Source organism: Corynebacterium sp. HMSC071F07, assembly GCF_001810285.1.
Taxonomy (GTDB): Bacteria; Actinomycetota; Actinomycetes; order Mycobacteriales; family Mycobacteriaceae; genus Corynebacterium; species Corynebacterium simulans.
Genome location: NZ_KV800708.1, coordinates 5,685 through 24,307, shown reverse-complemented (window position 1 = coordinate 24,307; position 18,623 = coordinate 5,685). Strand labels below are relative to the sequence as shown.

Here is an 18,623-nt window from a genome sequence, read left to right as displayed (position 1 = left end):
CTTTGTTGACGAATAAACGAAGCTGACCGGGCGGCTAGGCACCAGACTAGACCGGCCGAGAGTTATCCACAGGCAGAAAATTGCCTCTTGTTTTGTCTTCTTGGCAGCCCCTACTGTCAGGGCTATGACAACCACGCACCCACCGCTTATCGCAGCGTTGCGGCTCGACGTCACCAGCCTAGAGCCCATCGCTGGTCTAGACGTCCGCGCTCTCACGCGCATGGGTGTAAGCCGTGTCGATGCAACCATGGCCGTGCGCCTCGCCGAGGTTTATTACGGAAAGACTCATGCCACACGCCTTCAGGCCGCAGCCCGCACAAATGCTCAATCCCAAGGCCATAGCCTGCGCATTCTAGAGAAGATCGAGGGAAAACTAACGAAGGTACGCAACTCCTGGCAGATACGCGCTCGCCTCTGTGCCACACCGGAGCATCTTATCGACGCCACCGCCCGCAAACTCATCAAGAAGCCACCGCGGAAACCACGCGCCAGCTTTTCCCACGGCGCGAACGGATGGATGCGGCTGGCCATTACCACCGACAAACCTTGGCTGAAGGATGCTCTCCAGCGGATCACCGGCCTTAGCGATTCCGTTACCCCTAGTGAGTCGGCAATCCTAAGAGGCTTCGAAAGATTAGGGCGGGTGAGGCCTCGCTTAGCGACGTCGCTCTTGCCCCAGCACGTGTAGCCAACGTCATCATTACGCTCGACGAACTCACCCAAATCGCACAAGGCGCTGGCGAAGAAATACAGCTGCGAGCAACCGACGGTACGGTGCGCAACGGCGCCGATTTTGTCACTGAACGCTTAGCCCAGCAGGGGCTTGCAACCCTCGTTCATCCGCGGCACGGGCCAGTTAATCAGTATCGTATGCAGCGTTTTGCCAATGCGAAACAAAGGGACATGGCGCTTTCGACATTTCCACAATGCGCGCATCCCGGATGTACGATTCCCGGCACAGACTGCCAGGTTGACCACATCACCCCTTGGAAGTCGGGAGGCGAAACAAATGCCGGAAACCTATTGCCCTTGTGTCGTTACCACAACGGCCTGAAAGCAGAACATGCTACCTATCGGCGAACTAAACAAGGCGTCATGTTCATCCCGCCTTTCGCTGACCCCATCGCGTGCCGAGTTGATTAGCCCTAGCCTTTCAAGATTAGCCTTAGCCTTTCAAGGACAGCTCGAAAGGCCAATTCGGCATGCCTTCAGCATTGCTCCGGCATTGCTGCGGTTGGCTAAGCCTCTGGGTTCTTACTTAGTGTGGCAAGTAGCTAGACTGTGTCGAGTGAGCAACCAGCCTTTGAATCAAACCACGGAACTGCTCCTCGATACTGCCGTCGAAGCGCTCGGCGGCGCGCGGCGTGATGGCCAGATGAAGATGGCAAATGCAGTCACGCGCGCGCTCGAGTCAGAGCGCCATCTTGCGGTGCAGGCTGGCACCGGTACGGGCAAGTCGCTGGCTTATCTGGTTCCGGCGATCAGGCATGCACAGAACTCCGGGCACACCGTCATCGTCTCAACTGCTACCTTGGCGCTGCAGCGTCAGCTTGTTGAGCGTGACCTTCCGCGATTGGTCGACGCTCTGGAAGCGGTAATGGAAGTTAAGCCCACATTCGCAATCATGAAGGGCCGTTCCAACTACCTCTGCATGAACAAGGTGGCGCGAGCCGAGGAATTGGCGGCGGAAGATGCCCTGATGGAAGAACAAGAAGTCTCCCGAATGGGCCGGCATATTCAGCGCATCTATGAGTGGGCGGATGAGACCGAATCGGGTGACCGCGACGACCTTGATCCTGGCGTCCCCGACTTAGCTTGGCGCCAAGTTTCTGTCACTTCTGCCGAATGCCTCGGCGCATCGCGTTGCCCGCACGGTGAGGAATGCTTTGCTGAGGCGGCGCGTCGAAAAGCAGCGGATGTCAACATCGTGGTGACGAACCACGCCCTGCTTGCCATCGATGCGGTATCGGATATCAATATTCTCCCCGAGCACGAAGTTGTAATCATCGATGAGGCCCACGAACTCGATGGGCGTATCACCTCGGTGTCTACTGCGGAAATCACCGGTCGTGCAATCAAGATGGCGGCTAACCGTGCTAAGTCTCTTGGCGCGCAAGGCAAAGACCAGAGGCTTTCGCAGATGGCCGATGAATTCGTGATGCTTCTAGGCGAGTTTCCGCCCGGCCGCTGGATCGATATGCCGGACAATGCCAAGCAACAGCTGACCGCGCTGGGCGATACTCTACGCGATTGCAAGGAAGCCATCGCTCGCGCGCCTGAAGGTGAGCAGACAAACGATCCAGAAACCTTCGCCGAACGCCAGAACTTGGCCAATCACTTGGTCACTATGTCCGAGGCAGTTGCCCGTATTCTGGATGTCTTCGCCACTGGTGATCCTTCCGCGCAGGAAGACGTGGTGTGGGTAGAGCGCGATGAGCGTTCGATGATCGATACGTTGGCTGTCGCTCCCTTGTCCATCGCTGGCATGCTCCACGAGAAACTCTTCGGCGAACAGACTGTTGTGCTTACCTCGGCAACCCTTGCGCTCGGTGGCCGCTTCGATGCCATGGCCGCGCAATGGGGCATGCCGAAAGGAACGTGGGACTCCCTCGATGCGGGCACTCCTTTTAACCCCGCCGAGAAGGGAATCCTTTACGTAGCCAAGCACTTGCCACAGCCAGGCCGCGATGGGCTCGCTACAGAGACACTCGAGGAAATGCGTGAGCTCATCATGGCCGCAGGCGGCCGGACCCTCGGGTTATTCTCCTCGCGGCGCGCTGCTGAACAGGCAGCGCAGGAGCTCAAAGCGAAGCTGCCTTTTGATATTTATGTCCAAGGCGAAGACTCGATTGGAGCGCTTGTCGACAAATTCAGCAAGAACGAAAACTCTTGCCTCTTCGGTACGCTCACGCTCTGGCAGGGCGTCGACGTGCCGGGGCCTTCCTGCTCACTCGTGCTGATTGACCGCATCCCCTTCCCCCGCCCCGATAATCCCCTCATGCAAGCGCGTACCGAGGCCGCGCAGGCAGCAGGGCGCAGTGGGTTCATGGAGGTATCTGCAACTCATGCGGCACTGCTCATGGCACAGGGAGCTGGACGGTTATTGCGCTCGATCAATGACCGCGGTGTCGTCGCAGTCTTGGATAGCCGCCTCGAAACCAAACGCTACGGCGGATTCCTGAAAGCATCCATGCCGCGTTTTTGGACAACAACCGATTCCGAGACGGTAAAGGCAGCGCTTAAACGGCTCGTGGCAGCGCACACACAGTAGCAGAGTCAGGGGCGACCTCGGTAAAGCCGGCGTCGCGGATGATGACGGCTTCAGGTCGCGCGCAGGCTTCTTGGAAGTCGGCGTGGCTTACCTCGCGTACTGAAAGCGCGAAGTCGCGCTCAGCCCACGCCCGCGCCTCGTCGAGGCTCATTGCCGCCGCAAGCATCATCGACCCATGCCCCACCTGGGCGGCAGCCTTACCTGCCGACATTCCCAGCGACGCATCGACGTAGATAACTGGTGTATCCGGTACTGCCGGGCCTGGTTCGTCATACTCTAGGTCGGTATGGCCGATTTGTAGTTTCCGGATAGCCGGTTCAACATCAGCGACCGCAGAAGGCACAAAAGCACGAGCACGATCGCTAACGGTTACGCCAGGTAGCTGTTGGACATCGCTCCATGCTTTGTTCCGCGCACGGCGTGCGACCTTGCGGATGCGGTGTCCATACCACTGCGCGAGCGCTTCGGCGAAAGCACCATCCTCGCCTGCTCGCTCGTCGAGGCATACCGCCACGACTGCCTGGGCTGCGGCCTCAAGGACCTCAGTTCGGCTCGGAACGGGCTGCTTTGGGATATGCAACGCAATCTGCATTGCTTGAACGGTTTCTGGCTTTGCAGGATCTTCTGGGTCGTCACGCCAGTTGCGCGAGTCCATGGCGCTCACCAGACGTGCATGTGCAACATCAAAGCTAGTCAATTGCAATCTCCTCTGCGGGCACCCCAAGAATCTGGAGAATTTCGTCCATATACGGATGATTGACGGAAGCATCAGCGACTTCTTTAAGCGCAGGTTTCGCATTGAACGCGATTCCGAGGCCCGCAGCAGTGATCATATCGATGTCATTAGCGCCATCCCCAACTGCGACTGTTTGGCTCATCAGGAGACCTGAGTCCGCGGCGAACTCGCGAAGGAATTCTTCCTTCGCCTTTCGGTCGACGACCTTGCCGATAACACGGCCGGTGAGCTTTCCGTCGACGATCTCCAGGGTATTAGCGCGCACATAGTCAAGCTCCAGTTCCTTGGCAAGGCTTTCCAGCACTTGGATAAATCCGCCGGAGACTACAGCAGTGCGATACCCCATCCGCTTTAGGGTTCGCACGGTTGTCCGCGCTCCTGGGGTAAGCTCCAACTGCTGAGCAACTTCGTCGACTACTGCCACGTCCAAGCCAGCCAAAGTAGCTACACGCTCACGAAGAGACTGCTCAAAATCGAGCTCGCCCCGCATTGCCCTTTCGGTTACTGCAGCGACTTCTGCTTCTTTGCCTGCGTGAGCGGCCAACATTTCGATGACCTCTCCTGTGATAAGAGTGGAATCGCAATCGAAGCACACGAGGCGCTTTGCCCTACGCTGCAGGCCCGCTCTCTCGATCGCGATGTCAACGCCAAGCTCATTCGACAACTGCGCCAAAGCTGCACGGACTGGATCGGCAGAGCCTTCCAAGCTAATGAATAGTTCGAATCCTAAAAGCGGGGAAGTCGACAACCCGCGAATGCGATCGATATTCGCATCGAAGTTTGCCAGGCACTGAGCAAGTGATGACATAGTCTGGGCTGATAACTGCTCCCCCAGAATCACCACCGAGTGAGTCGAGCGCGGGCGGGAGCCGGACTCTGCCTCTTCTACAGACAGAGTCACCTGTTGGTTATAGATACTCAACGTATTGCGCAGACCATGTTCCAGTTGCGGCAATCTTTCGCCAGCAACACGGACATAGGCCGAAAGCGAGATGCGGCCCGAAAAGATGGCTTGCTCGACATCGACAAGCTCCGCGCTATGCGAAGAGAGCACTCGGAAGAATGCCGCCGATACGCCAGGCTTATCGGGGCCGGAAGTCGTAATCACCGCGAAGGTATCACACGCGGGAACCTTTACGTTGTCAGCTTGATAATCCACTCGGTTAGTATCCCACGCGAATCGATGGAAATGGGAGTAATCGCCAAGCATTTGACTTGGATAGTGCCTTGAACGCACAAAACCGCCTCCCCCGTTGCAAGTACAGTTGGGGAGGCGGTTGTCAGGAGTAAAGCGGCTAGCTCTAGTGCTTAACAGTCAGTGCTAAAAGCTCTAGTGGTGGCCGACGTGCGCTTCCTCGCGCATGCGCTTAACCATGTGCGGGTAGTGCAGCTCGAAGGCCGGACGCTCAGAGCGGATACGCGGCAGGGAAACGAAGTTGTGGCGCGGCGGCGGGCAGGAGGTAGCCCACTCGAGGGAGTTACCGTAGCCCCAAGGGTCATCAACGGTAACGATCTCGCCGTAGCGCCAGGACTTGAAGACGTTCCAAACCAGCGGGATAACGGAAGCACCGAGGACAAAGGAGAAGATCGTGGAGATCTGGTTGTAGACGGTGAAGCCATCAGACTCGAGGTAGTCAGCGTAGCGACGTGGCATACCCATGTTGCCCACCCAGTGCTGGACAAGGAAGGTGCCGTGGAAGCCGATGAAGGTCAGCCAGAAGTGAATCTTGCCGAGGCGCTCGTCGAGCATGCGGCCGGTCATCTTCGGGAACCAGAAGTACAGACCTGCGAACGCGGAGAACACAACCGTACCGAACAGGGTGTAGTGGAAGTGCGCAATCAGGAAGTAGGACTCAGCAAGGTGGAAGTCCAGTGCCGGGGAAGCGAGCATAACGCCGGTCATACCGCCGAAGAGGAAGGTGGACATGAAGCCCATAGCGAAGATCATCGGGGTATCCCAGGTGATGTGGCCCTTCCACATGGTGCCTACCCAGTTGAAGAACTTAACGCCGGTCGGAACCGCGATGAGGAAGGTCATGAAGGAGAAGAACGGCAGCAGGATAGCGCCGGTAACGAACATGTGGTGCGCCCACACAGCCATGGACAGGGAGCCGATGGCCAGAACCGCGAACACCAGGCCGATGTAGCCAAAGACTGGCTTACGGGAGAAGACCGGAACGACCTCGGAGATAACGCCGAAGAACGGAAGCGCCAAGACGTAAACCTCAGGGTGGCCGAAGAACCAGAAGAGGTGCTGCCACAGGATAGCGCCGCCGTTAGCGGAGTCGTAGATGTGGCCGCCGAGCTTGCGGTCGTACAAGATGCCCAGTGCTGCAGAGGTCAGCAGCGGGAAGATCATCAGAACAATGACGGAAGCAGTGAAGATACACCAGGTGAATACCGGCAGGCGGAACATGGTCATGCCAGGCGCACGCAGGGTGAGGATGGTGGTGATCATGTTGACTGCGGAAGCAATGGTGCCAACACCGGTAGCGCCAACACCGACAATCCACATGTCGGCACCGATGCCTGGGGTGTGGACGGCGTCGGCAAGCGGGACGTACATGGTCCAGCCGAAGTCAGCTGCACCGCCCGGGGTGACAAAGCCCAGCAGCATAACGATGCCGCCAGTCAGGGTGATCCAGAAGCCAAATGCGTTCAGACGTGGGAAGGCAACGTCCGGCGCGCCAATCTGCAGCGGCAGGATGTAGTTACCGAAACCCCACACAACGGGAGTAGCGAACAGCAGCAGCATCACAGTGCCGTGCATAGTGAACAGCTGGTTGAACTGCTCGTTGGACAGGAACTGCAGACCCGGGCTGAAAAGCTCAGCACGAATCAACAGGGCCATGAAGCCACCGAGGAAGAAGAAGCTGAAGGACATGATCAAGTACATGATGCCCAGCTGCTTGTGGTCGGTGGTGGTGAGCATTACCCAAGCCTTAGAGCCGGTCTTGGCATTGCCAGTCGGCTCTGGACGAGTTGGCGCGACGTAATCGTCGAGCCTTGGCGCCACAGCGGTCATTAATTTCCTCCTGAAGAACAAGTGTCGTGCACGCCAAAGCCTCAAAATAAGACCTAGCGCCACAACACCTAGGTTTACTCGACTTATATTAGGGGACTTCGCTGTGAAATTTCCAGCTTTCCCCAATGGCCATAGAAGCTAGTTAACCCCGTTTTTAGGCAGTATTTTTCGAAAATTCCCAGCACGACGGCCACCGGCCGAAAACCTGCCCCAAAACCATTGCACTTCTGCGTGATTCTCGCCACAGGATTTTGCGGTTGCCTGGCGTTAAAACAACGAAACGCACCCCCTAAGGTAATCAACCGGAAGATTGATTAATCCTTGGAAGTGCGCGTGGCTCCCAACGCTCAACAGTCGCTGTTAAAAATGCGACTCAAGAGAGGGAGGTGGCAGCCGAGCTGGCGGAACGAGTTAGAAGTCCCAGTCCTCATCGGTGGTGTCTTCTGCCTTACCAATGACGTAAGAGGAACCAGAGCCAGAGAAGAAGTCATGGTTCTCGTCCGCGTTCGGAGACAACGAAGACAAGATGGCCGGGGAAACCCGGGTCTCGTCCGCCGGGAACAGCCCCTCGAAGCCGAGGTTGTTCAGCGCCTTGTTGGCGTTGTATCGCAGGAAGCGCTTGACGTCTTCGGTCCAGCCGAGCTCGTCGTAAAGATCTTCCGTGTAGTCAATCTCGTTGTCGTAGAGATCGTAAAGTAGATCGAAAGTGTATTCCTTAATCTCTGCCTGCTCCGCTTCAGAAAGCTCGTTGTAGCCATTCTGGAACTTGTAGCCAATGTAGTAGCCGTGAACTGCTTCATCGCGGATAATCAGGCGGATGATGTCCGCGGTGTTAGTAAGCTTAGCGCGGGAAGAGAAGTACATCGGCAAATAGAAACCGGAGTAGAAGAGGAAGGACTCGAGCAAAGTGGAGGCGACCTTCTTCTTCAGCGGATCGGCGCCCTTGTAGTAGGACATGACGATCTTGGCCTTGCGCTGAAGATTCTCGTTTTCCTCAGACCAACGGAATGCATCGTTGATCATCGGAGTGGAAGCCAGCGTCATAAAGATGTTTGAGTAGGACTTCGCGTGAACCGACTCCATGAAAGCGATGTTGGTGTAGACGGCTTCCTCGTGCGGAGTCTTTGCATCTGGCAGCAAAGAGACAGCACCAACGGTGCCCTGAATGGTGTCGAGGAGAGTAAGACCCGCGAAGACACGCATGGTGGTCTGCTGCTCGTGCTCAGTCAAGGTCTTCCAAGACTGCAAGTCGTTGGAAACAGGCACCTTCTCTGGCAACCAGAAGTTGCCGGTAAGACGGTCCCAGACCTCGGAATCTTTATCGTCTGGAACGGTATTCCAGTTAATAGCCTTCACAGGCTCTGCGTGGCTAGCGATGTACTCGTCATACTCGTGCGACACGGTCAGACTCCACCTTCTTCTTAAACGGAATTCATCTTGGGCTAACTGCGGTTAACCATTCTCCAACGAGCGTACCACCCTAGGCCCGGCCAACGATGAGCGCTGCAGCTTTAGAAAGCGGCCTAAACGGCGGTCTCAAATGCGGCCTAACAAGTAGTCTCAAGGTCGGAATCAAAGACTGCCTAATCTGAGCTTTAGAAAAGCCGGGAAATACAACTTTGGTGCGTACCCCGAAAGTTTAGAGGTTGAACGCAATTCAAAAACTATTGCACGCATTGAAAGCGTTCGATTCGGCAATCGCTTAAGATGTATTTACGTTTCAAGATTGGCTTATGGATGCCGGCAATTATTCTCTTTCAGCTTTGTCTCGTGCACTCTCAAACTGCGGTCTCATAAAAGGAGGAGCCCCTACAGTGACCAGCACCAGCGAGTCTCCTACTCCCCTGCTCAATACTGTTCTGGACGAAATCGGCGCAGAAATAGTGAGCGGCGCCATTGAAACTGGCCAGCGCTTCACCTTGCAAGATATCTGCGTTCGTTTCGACATTTCGCGCACCGTTGCCCGCGAGGCCATGCGCGCTCTGGAGCAGCTAGGCATGGTTTCTTCCTCACGGCGCGTCGGTATTACGGTTCTGTCGTTGAGCGAGTGGTCAGTATTCGATCAATCGATTATTGACTGGCGCCTAGCTTGCGAGGCCTCCCAGAAAAAGCAGCTCAATTCTCTCAATCAGCTCCGCCTTGCCATCGAACCGATCGCCGCAAGGATGGCCGCCACGGAAGCAACGGAAGAGGAAAGAGAAGAAATCCTGGAGCCCGCAAAGCGTCTCCACGAGTTGGAGATGAAGCCTTCCCGCCGAGTTGGCGAAGAGCTAGCTACGGATCTGCGCTTCCACAGTATGGTGCTGCACGCTTCGGGCAACGAGATGTTCGCGGCGCTTACCCCTTCCCTACTCTCAATGCTCAAAGGAAAGTCAGTTTTCGGTTCGGAAAAGCGCAACCCCATCGCCGGCACCGCCCACTTGCATCAAGAGTTGGCGCGCGCAATCGCGGAGCAACGCCCAGACGATGCGGAGAATATCGCGCGGGCCATCCTGGACGAGGCCCGCGCAAGCGCCGGAGCGAAGGCTTAAAAGGCTCCTTTGCGCCAAGCAAGGGGAAAGAAGCAAACAAGCAAGGCGAAAAGAGCGAAACAAACACAAGAACAAAAGTAGAGCCCTCACCCGTTAAGGTGAGGGCTCTTTGCAGTTAGAGCATGCAGGAAACGCAGCCTTCGACTTCGGTTCCTTCAAGCGCCATCTGACGAAGGCGGATGTAGTACAAGGTCTTGATGCCCTTGCGCCATGCGTAAATCTGCGCCCTGTTGATATCGCGGGTGGTGGCGGTGTCCTTGAAGAACAAGGTCAGGGACAAGCCCTGATCCACGTACTTGGTGGCGGCAGCGTAGGTATCGATGATCTTTTCGTAGCCGATCTCGTAGGAGTCCTTGAAGTACTCCAGATTGTCGTTGTCCATGTGCGGCGCCGGGTAGTAGACGCGGCCAATCTTGCCTTCCTTACGGATTTCGATCTTCGACGCAATTGGGTGAATCGAAGAGGTCGAGTTGTTGATATAAGAAATGGAGCCTGTCGGCGGCACTGCTTGTAGGTTGCGGTTGTAGAGGCCATGCTTGGCGACGTCCGCCTTCAGCGCAGCCCAGTCTTCCGCAGTTGGGGTGTGGATAGACGAGGCGTCGAAAAGCTCCTGCACACGTGCGGTGCGTGGGGCGAACTCGGCTGGGTCATAACGATCGAAGAACTCGCCAGAGGCGTACTCAGACTGCGGGAACTCGGAGAAGTACTCGCCGCGCTCGCGGGCAATCTTGTTGGAAGCACGCAGAGCAGCGTAGAGGACCGCGGCGAAGTAGGCGTTGGTGAAGTCCAGCGCTTCCTCGGAGCCGTACTCGATGTGCTCGCGGCCGAAGAAACCGTGGAGGTTCATCTGGCCAAGGCCGATGGCGTGGGAATCATCGTTGCCCTTGCGCACGGAAGGTACAGAGTTGATGGCGGTCTTGTCGGCCACGGCGGTAAGGCCGCGGATGGCGGTCTCGACGGTCAAAGCGAAGTCTGGGGAATCCATGGTGGTGGCGATATTCAGCGAACCAAGGTTGCAGGAGATATCGGAGCCCATGGTCTCGTAGCTGAGATCGTCGGCAAATACGGACGGAGAGTTGACCTGCAGGATTTCCGAGCAGAGGTTGGACATGTTGATGCGACCGGTCTTGACCGGGTTCGCGTTATTTACGGTGTCCTCGAACATGATGTACGGGTAACCGGATTCAAACTGCAGCTCGGCGATGGTCTGGAAGAAGTGGCGGGCGTTGACCTTCTTCTTGCGAATGCGTGGGTCCTCGACCATCTCTTCGTAGTGCTCGGTGATGGAGATGTCACCGAAGGCCTTGCCGTAGACGCGCTCGACGTCGTATGGCGAGAACAGGTACATATCGTCGTTCTTCTTGGCCAGCTCGAAGGTGATGTCCGGGATGACGACACCCAGGGAGAGGGTCTTGATACGAATCTTCTCGTCGGCGTTTTCACGCTTGGTGTCGAGGAAGTTCATGATGTCTGGGTGGTGCGCATTGAGGTAGACGGCACCTGCGCCCTGACGCGCACCCAACTGGTTTGCGTAGGAGAAGGAATCCTCCAACAGCTTCATGACTGGGATAACGCCGGAGGACTGGTTCTCGATGTGCTTGATCGGAGCGCCGGCCTCGCGGATGTTGGACAGTAAGAGTGCCACGCCGCCGCCGCGCTTGGAAAGCTGTAGCGCAGAGTTAATGGAACGGCCGATGGACTCCATGTTGTCCTCGATACGCAGGAGGAAACAGGAAACGAGCTCGCCGCGCTGCGCCTTGCCAGCGTTGAGGAAGGTCGGGGTTGCCGGCTGGAAGCGGCCGGTCATGATTTCGTCGACGAGGGGCTCAGCGATGGTGGTGTCACCGTCTGCCAAGAACAGAGCTGTCATAGAAACGCGGTCCTCGAAGCGCTCGAGGTAACGGCGGCCGTCAAAAGTCTTGAGCGTATAAGAGGTGTAATACTTGTACGCACCCAAGAAGGACTTGAAGCGGAATTTATAGGAATAAGCGCGCTTGAATAGGGACTTGATGAAGTCAAAGTCGTACTGCTCGAGCAGAGCTGGCTCGTAGTACTTGTTTTCCACCAGGTAACGCATCTTTTCTTCCAAGTCGTGGAAGTAGACCGTGTTCTGGTTGACATGCTGCAGGAAGAACTGGTTGGCAGCCTCGTGGTCCTTATCGAACTGAATCTTGCCCTCTTCGTCGTAAAGGTTCAGCAAGGCATTCAGAGCGTGGTAATCAAGCTGTTCTTCTGGCTTCACTGGTTCGGCTACGGTCTTGCCCAATTGCGTTGTCACGGCTTTTGGAGCCTTCCTTTGCTTGGCAGCGCATGTCTTACGCCGCGGTGAGAAACGGTTTAGAAAAATATGTAAGGTAACTGCGCATTGCACAGTTACCTATTTTTATAAGTTTAGGCAGCGGCTTCCAGCCCTAGGGCCGTTGCGTTCGCCAGCAGGCCTTCCCTGCAAATCTTAACGTCTTCATCGGTACCAAGTAACTCGAAGCGATAAACGTAGGGCACCTTGCACTTGGCGGAGATTACGTCTCCGGCCTTGCCAAAGTCTGCGCCGAAGTTACTGTTTCCGCCGGAGATAACCGCGCGGATGAGGCCGCGGTTGTGCTCATTGTTGAGAAAACGAATGACTTGCCCCGGAACAGGGCGAGAGTTCTCGCGGCTAACAGAGGCCCCTCCCCCGTAGGTGGGGCAGACAAGAACATAAGGCTCATTCACAATGAGCGGCTCATCATTCTTACGCAGTGGGATGCGGGCGCTTGGCAGGCCCAGCTTGTCAACGAAACGGCGGGTATTTTCCGTTGCGGAGGAAAAATACACAACCAACATTGCTATAAGCCCTGCCCCGTTTAAGCGGTGGCGCTTAGAGCGGCCAGCTCCTTGATGCGCTCTGGGCGGAAGCCAGACCAGTGCTCACCATTGGCCTCAACGACCGGCGCCTGCACGTACCCCAGTGCCATGACGTAGTCACGAGCATCATCATCAAGGGTGACGTCTACAGAGGTGTATTCAAGGCCAGCACGGTCGAGGGCCTTCTTAGTAGCGTTGCACTGGACGCAGGCTGGCTTGGTGTAGAGAGTGATGCTCATGATGAAAGTCCTTTGACGCTAGTTCAAGTTTTTAAGGGTTATCCGGCCTAACTAGGTGCGCTTTTAGCGCTTCATCCAGCCCACCGGAACGACACGAACGACACTATACTTTGTGGCGAAAAGCTGCAACCCATACTATATATAGTAGTTACATTCGTGATATTCCCAGGATGTTATCTACCCAGGCCCCACATGTTGACCTACCCAACGCACGGCCATGAAATTACATCGATGAGACTCCTGCAGGTTTACCTGCCGGCAACCTAAAGTTGTGACAAAGAACACTATTGTCACCAATTCTTTGCCCACCGATCGTTTTAACAACACCCGCAACAGGAGATGCGGATCGGGCAGCCAAGGCGACGTCGGCAAGCGTAAAAGAAAAGCACCCGCCTAGAACCGAAGTCCTAGGAGGGTGCTTCTAATCAAGAAAGCCGATGCTTCTAGCCCTGGCGAGCCTTGAAGCGCGGATCCTTCTTGTTGATCACGAAGACCTTACCGTGGCGGCGAATAACCTGGGCGCCCGGCTTCTTCTTCAGCGACCGAAGAGACTTACGAACCTTCATCGGGCGCTCCTTTCGTTATGCGCAAACTTCATGCGGTTGAATACTTTTAAAGCACAGCCATCAAAGTTACGGCCATGACACGAGGAAAAATCTTACCCCACGCGCGCGCCATAACCAAAACACTGATTAATTAGCGTAGCGCTCCTGCATCTCATCGCCTACTTCTTCCAGACTACGGCCCATCGTCTCCGGCACCAACAGCTTGGTATAAGCGATCGCCGCAAAGCCTAAGAAAGCAAAGATCATAAAGGCAACGGGACCAGTCAACCACTCGACCATTGGCAGGAAGAACTGCGCGACCGCCCAGTTGGTTACCCACAGGGAAAGCCCGGCGATACCCATGCCGATGCCGCGGACCTCAGGGGGAACGAGCTCGGAGATGAGCAGCCAGGTGGTCGGCGATACAGCGGCCTGCTGGAAAGCAATGAAAAGGGCCATAAACGCCAGCGACAACAACGCCATAGGTGTTGAGCCCTCGGCAAAGCGGTACGCGATGGAAAGAACGACCAAGGAAATGACGTTTCCGGTCAGGCCGATGCTGAGCAGGCGCTTGCGCCCGATGCGGTCGACGACTTTCAGACCCAACCAGCAGGCGACTACGGAGACGGTGCCGATGAGGATGGAGGTATACACGGCGTTCGCTGTAGAAATACCCACCTGACTCATCATGGTCGGGGCAAAGTACACGATGGCATTAACGCCGGTTATCTGCTGAGTAAGCCCCATCAGCATGGCAAGCAGCACGGTCACTTGCAGCCAGCGTTCTTCCTTTAGGCGCGCCCATTCGCCGCGTTTTGCGGCTCCGGAAGCTCCCGCCGCCCCAGCGGTTCCGAGCTCGGTTCCAGAGATACCGACCCGTGCAGCAAGCTTCCAGGCCTCGTCGATGCGATGCTTCTTTAGCAGCCAGGCCGGTGTATCGGGCAAGAAGATCATGCCCACGGCGAGCATGGCACCTGGTACGGCGGCAAGGCCTAGCATCCACCGCCATGAGCCGGTGCCGGCGAGCGCGGAGTTGACCAGGTAGGCCACCAACTGACCGACGACGATCATCAAGGTATTCAGCGAAACCAGGCGGCCGCGGGCACGCGCTGGGGAAATCTCGGAGATATACATCGGCGAAACAATGGATACTGCGCCTACCGCAACCCCCAGGAAGGTGCGGGCGGCAGCTAGTGCCACAACAGAACCGGCAAGCGCACACCACACCGAACCAGCGACGAATACTGCGCCACCGAGAATCAGGGTCTTGCGGCGGCCGATTGCATCCGCGACGCGGCCGGCAACGAGCGCGCCGACGGCGGCGCCAACTAAGAGCATGGAGGTAACCCAGCCCTCCTGGTTGGCATTCATGTCGAATTCGGGACCGATGAATAGCAGCGCACCGGACATAACGCCGGTGTCGTAGCCAAAGAGGAGGCCACCTAGTGCGGCGACTGCGGCGACGACTTTGACATAGGTTTTATTTTTCACTCGTTCATCCTTGCAGCCCGCTACCATGGGCGTCATGTCGCAAACTGGACTTCCGCTGCAAGAAAGCATCATAAAAGCCCTGGGTGTTAAACCCTTAATCGATCCAGAACAAGAAGTGGAATCGCGCGTTAACTTCCTTGCGGATTATCTGCGCAACACTGGCGCCAAAGGTTTCGTCCTGGGCATTTCAGGCGGGCAGGATTCCACTCTGGCCGGCCGCCTGGCGCAGATGGCGGTGGAGAAAGTTGAAGGCGCGCAGTTCTGGGCTGTACGTCTGCCGCACGGCGTGCAGGTCGATGAAGAGGACGCACAGATTGCCCTTGACTTCATCCAGCCGGATCATCGCCTGACGGTGGATATCGCCCCGGCCACGCAGGGCATTGACGACGCCGTGGCGAAGAGCCTGGGCAAGCCGGGCTTAGGCGATTTCAACCGCGGAAACGTCAAGGCCCGTCTGCGCATGACGGCACAGTACGCCATCGCCGGTGAGGTCGGCGCGCTGGTCATCGGCACCGATCACGCTGCTGAGAACCTCGCGGCCTTCTTCACCAAGTGGGGCGATGGTGCGGCTGACCTCGTGCCGCTGGAAGGGCTCAACAAGCGCCAGGGCGCCCAGCTGCTGCGCCACTTGGGTGCGCCGGAGTCGACGTGGAAGAAAGTCCCCACGGCAGATTTAGAGGAAGACCGCCCACAGCTGCCTGATGAGGAAGCTCTCGGGGTAAGTTACGCTCATATCGATGACTACCTTGAGGGCAAAGAGGTCCCGGACTCTGCCCGTACCCGTATCGAAGAGCTCTGGCATCGCGGCGCGCACAAGCGCATCATGCCGCCGGGCCCGCACTCGCTTTAGCTCCGTACTCGCTACAACGAGCCCGACCTATCCTTCTAGAAGTTGCAGGGTGGCATGCGCGGCGTCGCCAAGCGCGCGATGATAGGCCACGCCATGGGTCAACGCGTGTACCGCAAGGGGATGTAGCTGATGGAGCGGGAACCAACGCTTTTCATCGGGCGATAGCCCGTAGCCGCGATAGATATCGTCCAGGTAGGGCGCGCCAAAAAGAGCCAGCATGGCCAGGTCAGTGTGCGGGTGCCCGCCATGGGCGGCCGGGTCAATCATCACCGCACTTTCGGCAGTAAATAACACGTTTCCGGCCCACAAATCGCCATGGATGCGCGCGGGACGCACATCCCACTGCCGCTTTAGCACCGCATCGCAGGCGCGCTTGACGACGTCCCTGCACTCCACACCAAGTGCTCCACTAACCTCCACGAAGGGCAGCACCCGCTGGTGCACATAAAAATCGCCCCAGTGCGCGACCGGCCGGCATTCCTGCTCAACGCGGCCAATATAATTGCGGCCCTTCCACCCCGCCGGGGCTGCACCGAAGGCATCCGCGCCCGCATCGTGCACCTCGCGCAGCGCCCGGCCGAAAGCCTGCGCGGCATTAGCCGTCGGCCGCGACTCCACAACGCGACGGGTGCTAATGAAGCGCGCTCCTACTCCCGCCCCCTCAGCAACAACGTCAGGCCGTGCCTGCGCCAGCCACCGCAACCCCGCTACCTCGGCGCCAGCTTGGTCCGCAGTGCCTACTCGCTTCATAAAAGTCTCCATGGCGCCCCACCGTACGCCCCCACCCCGGACATGTACTCTTAGCAGGAGCTAAGAAACAAACAACCCATTAAATAAGGAATAGAAAAAGGGCCGCCACAAAAGTGACGACCCTTGAATCAAGTGGAGCTAACGGGATTCGAACCCGTGACCCCCACACTGCCAGTGTGATGCGCTACCAGCTGCGCCATAGCCCCATTCCCAACGCGATTACCTCGCGCTAGCAACTGAAATAAAGTTAGCAGAAACTTTTTAGCGGAACCAAATCGCCTGCAGGAATACAAAAATGGGCAGCCGATAACCGGCTGCCCATGAGGTTCGCGAAGCGCGAGAGTCTTACTTGACTACCTGCGGGACAAAGTTCCACTGGGATACAGGAGTACCCTTCGGTGGGTTGATGTCCTTGCCGTCCTTGATGACGCGCGGGGAGGAAACAGTACCCGTGGTTTCCTTAAGCTTCTTTGCGTTCGCACGACCAATCTCGTTACCAGCCTCGACGCCAGCGTCCTTGATCTGCTTCTGCACATCACCGTCAGCACCGAAGCCCTTGGCAGCTTCTGCAAAGTCCTCAAAGTCCCAGGAGCCAACGGACTGCTGGTTCTCAAACAGGTAAGCGCGCATGTTCCAGTAAGCCTTCGCATCGCCAGAACGAGCGATAATGTCCATCACGGATGCGGACTTGGAGGAGTGTCCCTCCAGCTTGATGCTGTCATCGGACATGAACTTCTCCAGGTCGACGCCGCGCAGATCCAGGAAGTTCATTGGGTGCACGTTGACAACCAGCTCGCCTTTTTCGACTGCTTCCTTCATCGCCTTGTCACTGCCTTCAGCGAGCTCAGCGCAGTGAGGGCAAGAAAAGTCCTCATAGAGGTCTACTTCTGGGGCGCTTTCCTTGGTCTTTGCGCTCTTCAACGTCACAATTCCGTTGTCATCAACAGAAGTTTCCATGGTGACGTCGACTGCGTTTTCTGCAATCTTGTCGGACTTTGCGTCCTTGCCGCTGATAACGATGTATCCAATAACGACGGCCGCGATAACGAGCAGAACTCCAACTGCCCAGAAAAAGCCCGAGTTACCCTTGCTATTCGGGTTAGTTACTTTTGCCACTGACATTCTCCTTTTAAATGGCTTGCTCTAAGAGTCTAAGGGTGCAACGCAAATTTGTTGAACGGACGCTTAATCGTCCACACCGTCAAGATTAGGTAGAACGTATCACGAGCAAGAGTCTGCATATAGTTCATCACTTGTGCCTCTTCGTCAGGATTGACTGTGAAGCATCCGCAATCAATTCCCAAACCGCGGCCCCAAGCTTGCCCGATGCCGATCATGAACAGCAAAAGAACAAAAGTGGCAACCTTAGAGGACGGACGCAAGAAAAGACCTAGAAGCAGCAGGACGCCACCACAGATTTCCAATGGGGCGATTAGATACGCAAGATATCCAGACCACTCGGGTGTGAAAACTTCATAAGCACTAATAGATTGGGTTACTGAAAGATTTTCACCCAACTTGGCGTAACCGGCTTTAATCCAGATATAAGCCATGTAGAAGCGAGCGAACGCACTAATGACGTCCAGGATCAGCTTCTTGTCGATTTTCTTAGTCACCCGAGATAGTTTAGCCCTAAACTTCTAGCACTTGGGTAACAAGTTCCTGTGCTTCTTCTTGCACTTTCCTGAGATGTTCCTCACCCAGGAAAGACTCCGCGTAAATCTTGTATTTATCTTCCGTGCCGGATGGGCGCGCGGCAAACCAAGCATTGCGGGTTGTCACCTTAAGGCCACCGATGGCAGCCCCATTTCCGGGCGCCTCGGTGAGCTTAGCGGTGATTTCCTCGCCGGCTAGATCTGTGGCCTCTACCTGCTGCGGGGAAAGCTTTTTCAGGATGGCTTTTTGCGCGCGGTCAGCGGGTGCATCGGTGCGCGCATAAGCTGGGGCACCGAATTCTTCAGCCAGCTCCGCGTAGCGCTGCGACGGGCTCTTGCCGGTTACCGCAGTGATTTCAGCAGCGAGCAAATCCATGATGATGCCATCTTTATCGGTAGACCACACGGAGCCATCGAAACGCAGGAAGGAAGCACCAGCAGATTCCTCCCCACCGAAGCCGATACTGCCATCTAGAAGGCCAGGCACAAACCACTTGAAGCCGACAGGCACCTCAACCAGCTCGCGCCCGAGCTTGGCGACGACACGGTCCACCATGGAGGAAGAAACCAACGTCTTGCCCACGCCAGCATTGCCCCACTGTGGGCGGTGACTAAACAGGTAGTCAATGGCCACTGCGAGGTAGTGGTTTGGATTCATCAGCCCGGCATCCGGGGTGACGATGCCA

General features: G+C 56.6%; 17 protein-coding genes, 1 tRNA gene and 1 pseudogene. 5 read left to right on the top strand and 14 right to left on the bottom strand.

All coding sequences use genetic code 11. The annotated features are described in order from the left end of the window. Window positions 1-124 precede the first annotated feature (124 nt). From HMPREF2724_RS05190 to HMPREF2724_RS05185, 3 genes are all read left to right on the top strand, one after another. Complete coding sequence (locus HMPREF2724_RS05190; protein WP_070587510.1) at window positions 125-688, top strand: hypothetical protein; 564 nt, start codon at window positions 125-127, stop codon at window positions 686-688. Window positions 689-870: 182 nt separating this feature from the next. Further along, window positions 871-1,143 carry an HNH endonuclease signature motif containing protein gene (locus HMPREF2724_RS13475; protein ID WP_371440783.1) on the top strand — a complete coding sequence of 91 codons (273 nt, stop codon included), beginning with the start codon at window positions 871-873 and terminating at the stop codon, window positions 1,141-1,143. 145 nt (window positions 1,144-1,288) lie between these two features. After that, the gene (locus tag HMPREF2724_RS05185; RefSeq protein ID WP_371326260.1) at window positions 1,289-3,271 is read left to right on the top strand and encodes an ATP-dependent DNA helicase; all 1,983 of its coding nucleotides are present in this window, start codon (window positions 1,289-1,291) and stop codon (window positions 3,269-3,271) included. Here HMPREF2724_RS05185 and HMPREF2724_RS05180 read toward each other — a convergent pair. From HMPREF2724_RS05180 to nrdF, 4 genes are all read right to left on the bottom strand, one after another. Further along, window positions 3,240-3,926: a peptidyl-tRNA hydrolase gene (locus tag HMPREF2724_RS05180; RefSeq protein ID WP_070587674.1), complete on the bottom strand. Its 687-nt coding sequence runs from the start codon at window positions 3,924-3,926 to the stop codon at window positions 3,240-3,242. The two genes, HMPREF2724_RS05185 and HMPREF2724_RS05180, sit on opposite strands and share 32 nt — an antisense overlap. A 34-nt stretch (window positions 3,927-3,960) precedes the next feature. Next, window positions 3,961-5,166, bottom strand: a complete 1,206-nt coding sequence (gene serB / locus HMPREF2724_RS05175; RefSeq protein ID WP_070587677.1) for a phosphoserine phosphatase SerB — start codon at window positions 5,164-5,166, stop codon at window positions 3,961-3,963. A 171-nt stretch (window positions 5,167-5,337) separates the two neighbouring features. Further along, window positions 5,338-7,032, bottom strand: coding sequence for an aa3-type cytochrome oxidase subunit I (gene ctaD, locus HMPREF2724_RS05170; protein ID WP_070455861.1), 1,695 nt, complete (start codon window positions 7,030-7,032; stop codon window positions 5,338-5,340). A gap of 411 nt (window positions 7,033-7,443) precedes the next feature. Then, window positions 7,444-8,433, bottom strand: a complete 990-nt coding sequence (gene nrdF, locus HMPREF2724_RS05165; protein ID WP_061924418.1) for a class 1b ribonucleoside-diphosphate reductase subunit beta — start codon at window positions 8,431-8,433, stop codon at window positions 7,444-7,446. A 413-nt stretch (window positions 8,434-8,846) separates the two neighbouring features. Between nrdF and HMPREF2724_RS05160 the strand changes: the two genes are divergently transcribed. Further along, window positions 8,847-9,563: a FadR/GntR family transcriptional regulator gene (locus HMPREF2724_RS05160; RefSeq protein ID WP_070587506.1), complete on the top strand. Its 717-nt coding sequence runs from the start codon at window positions 8,847-8,849 to the stop codon at window positions 9,561-9,563. Between the two features lie 115 nt (window positions 9,564-9,678). Here HMPREF2724_RS05160 and nrdE read toward each other — a convergent pair whose 3' ends face one another. The 5 genes from nrdE to HMPREF2724_RS05135 form a co-directional block, all read right to left on the bottom strand. Next, the gene (nrdE, locus tag HMPREF2724_RS05155; RefSeq protein WP_070587502.1) at window positions 9,679-11,841 is read right to left on the bottom strand and encodes a class 1b ribonucleoside-diphosphate reductase subunit alpha; all 2,163 of its coding nucleotides are present in this window, start codon (window positions 11,839-11,841) and stop codon (window positions 9,679-9,681) included. A gap of 113 nt (window positions 11,842-11,954) precedes the next feature. Further along, entirely contained in the window at window positions 11,955-12,386 is a 432-nt protein-coding gene (nrdI, locus tag HMPREF2724_RS05150) for a class Ib ribonucleoside-diphosphate reductase assembly flavoprotein NrdI (protein ID WP_061924427.1), read from the bottom strand. A 20-nt stretch (window positions 12,387-12,406) separates the two neighbouring features. Continuing rightward, window positions 12,407-12,646 (bottom strand): glutaredoxin-like protein NrdH, encoded by a 240-nt coding sequence (nrdH, locus tag HMPREF2724_RS05145; RefSeq protein WP_061924430.1) that lies wholly within the window; start codon window positions 12,644-12,646, stop codon window positions 12,407-12,409. Window positions 12,647-13,089: 443 nt separating this feature from the next. Next, on the bottom strand, window positions 13,090-13,212 hold the full coding sequence (gene ykgO / locus HMPREF2724_RS05140; RefSeq protein ID WP_003847162.1) for a type B 50S ribosomal protein L36: 123 nt from the start codon (window positions 13,210-13,212) through the stop codon (window positions 13,090-13,092). A gap of 126 nt (window positions 13,213-13,338) precedes the next feature. Beyond that, a complete protein-coding gene (locus HMPREF2724_RS05135) occupies window positions 13,339-14,709 on the bottom strand; it encodes a sugar porter family MFS transporter (RefSeq protein WP_061924432.1) in 1,371 nt (456 codons plus the stop codon). Here HMPREF2724_RS05135 and nadE point away from each other — a divergent pair. Beyond that, a complete protein-coding gene (gene nadE / locus HMPREF2724_RS05130) occupies window positions 14,708-15,532 on the top strand; it encodes an ammonia-dependent NAD(+) synthetase (protein ID WP_070518068.1) in 825 nt (274 codons plus the stop codon). The two genes, HMPREF2724_RS05135 and nadE, sit on opposite strands and share 2 nt — an antisense overlap. Before the next feature lie 27 nt (window positions 15,533-15,559). Here nadE and HMPREF2724_RS05125 read toward each other — a convergent pair whose 3' ends face one another. The 5 genes and pseudogenes from HMPREF2724_RS05125 to HMPREF2724_RS13135 form a co-directional block, all read right to left on the bottom strand. Next, entirely contained in the window at window positions 15,560-16,282 is a 723-nt protein-coding gene (locus HMPREF2724_RS05125) for a fructosamine kinase family protein (protein ID WP_246818210.1), read from the bottom strand. 133 nt (window positions 16,283-16,415) lie between these two features. Beyond that, window positions 16,416-16,488: transfer RNA gene (locus tag HMPREF2724_RS05120), tRNA-Ala, on the bottom strand. Window positions 16,489-16,627: 139 nt separating this feature from the next. Beyond that, the gene (locus HMPREF2724_RS05115; RefSeq protein WP_061924438.1) at window positions 16,628-17,398 is read right to left on the bottom strand and encodes a DsbA family protein; all 771 of its coding nucleotides are present in this window, start codon (window positions 17,396-17,398) and stop codon (window positions 16,628-16,630) included. Window positions 17,399-17,433: 35 nt separating this feature from the next. Then, entirely contained in the window at window positions 17,434-17,898 is a 465-nt protein-coding gene (locus HMPREF2724_RS05110; protein WP_061924440.1) for a MauE/DoxX family redox-associated membrane protein, read from the bottom strand. A 16-nt stretch (window positions 17,899-17,914) separates the two neighbouring features. Continuing rightward, a pseudogene (locus tag HMPREF2724_RS13135) lies at window positions 17,915-18,623 on the bottom strand (phosphoglucomutase, alpha-D-glucose phosphate-specific); the annotation flags it as partial.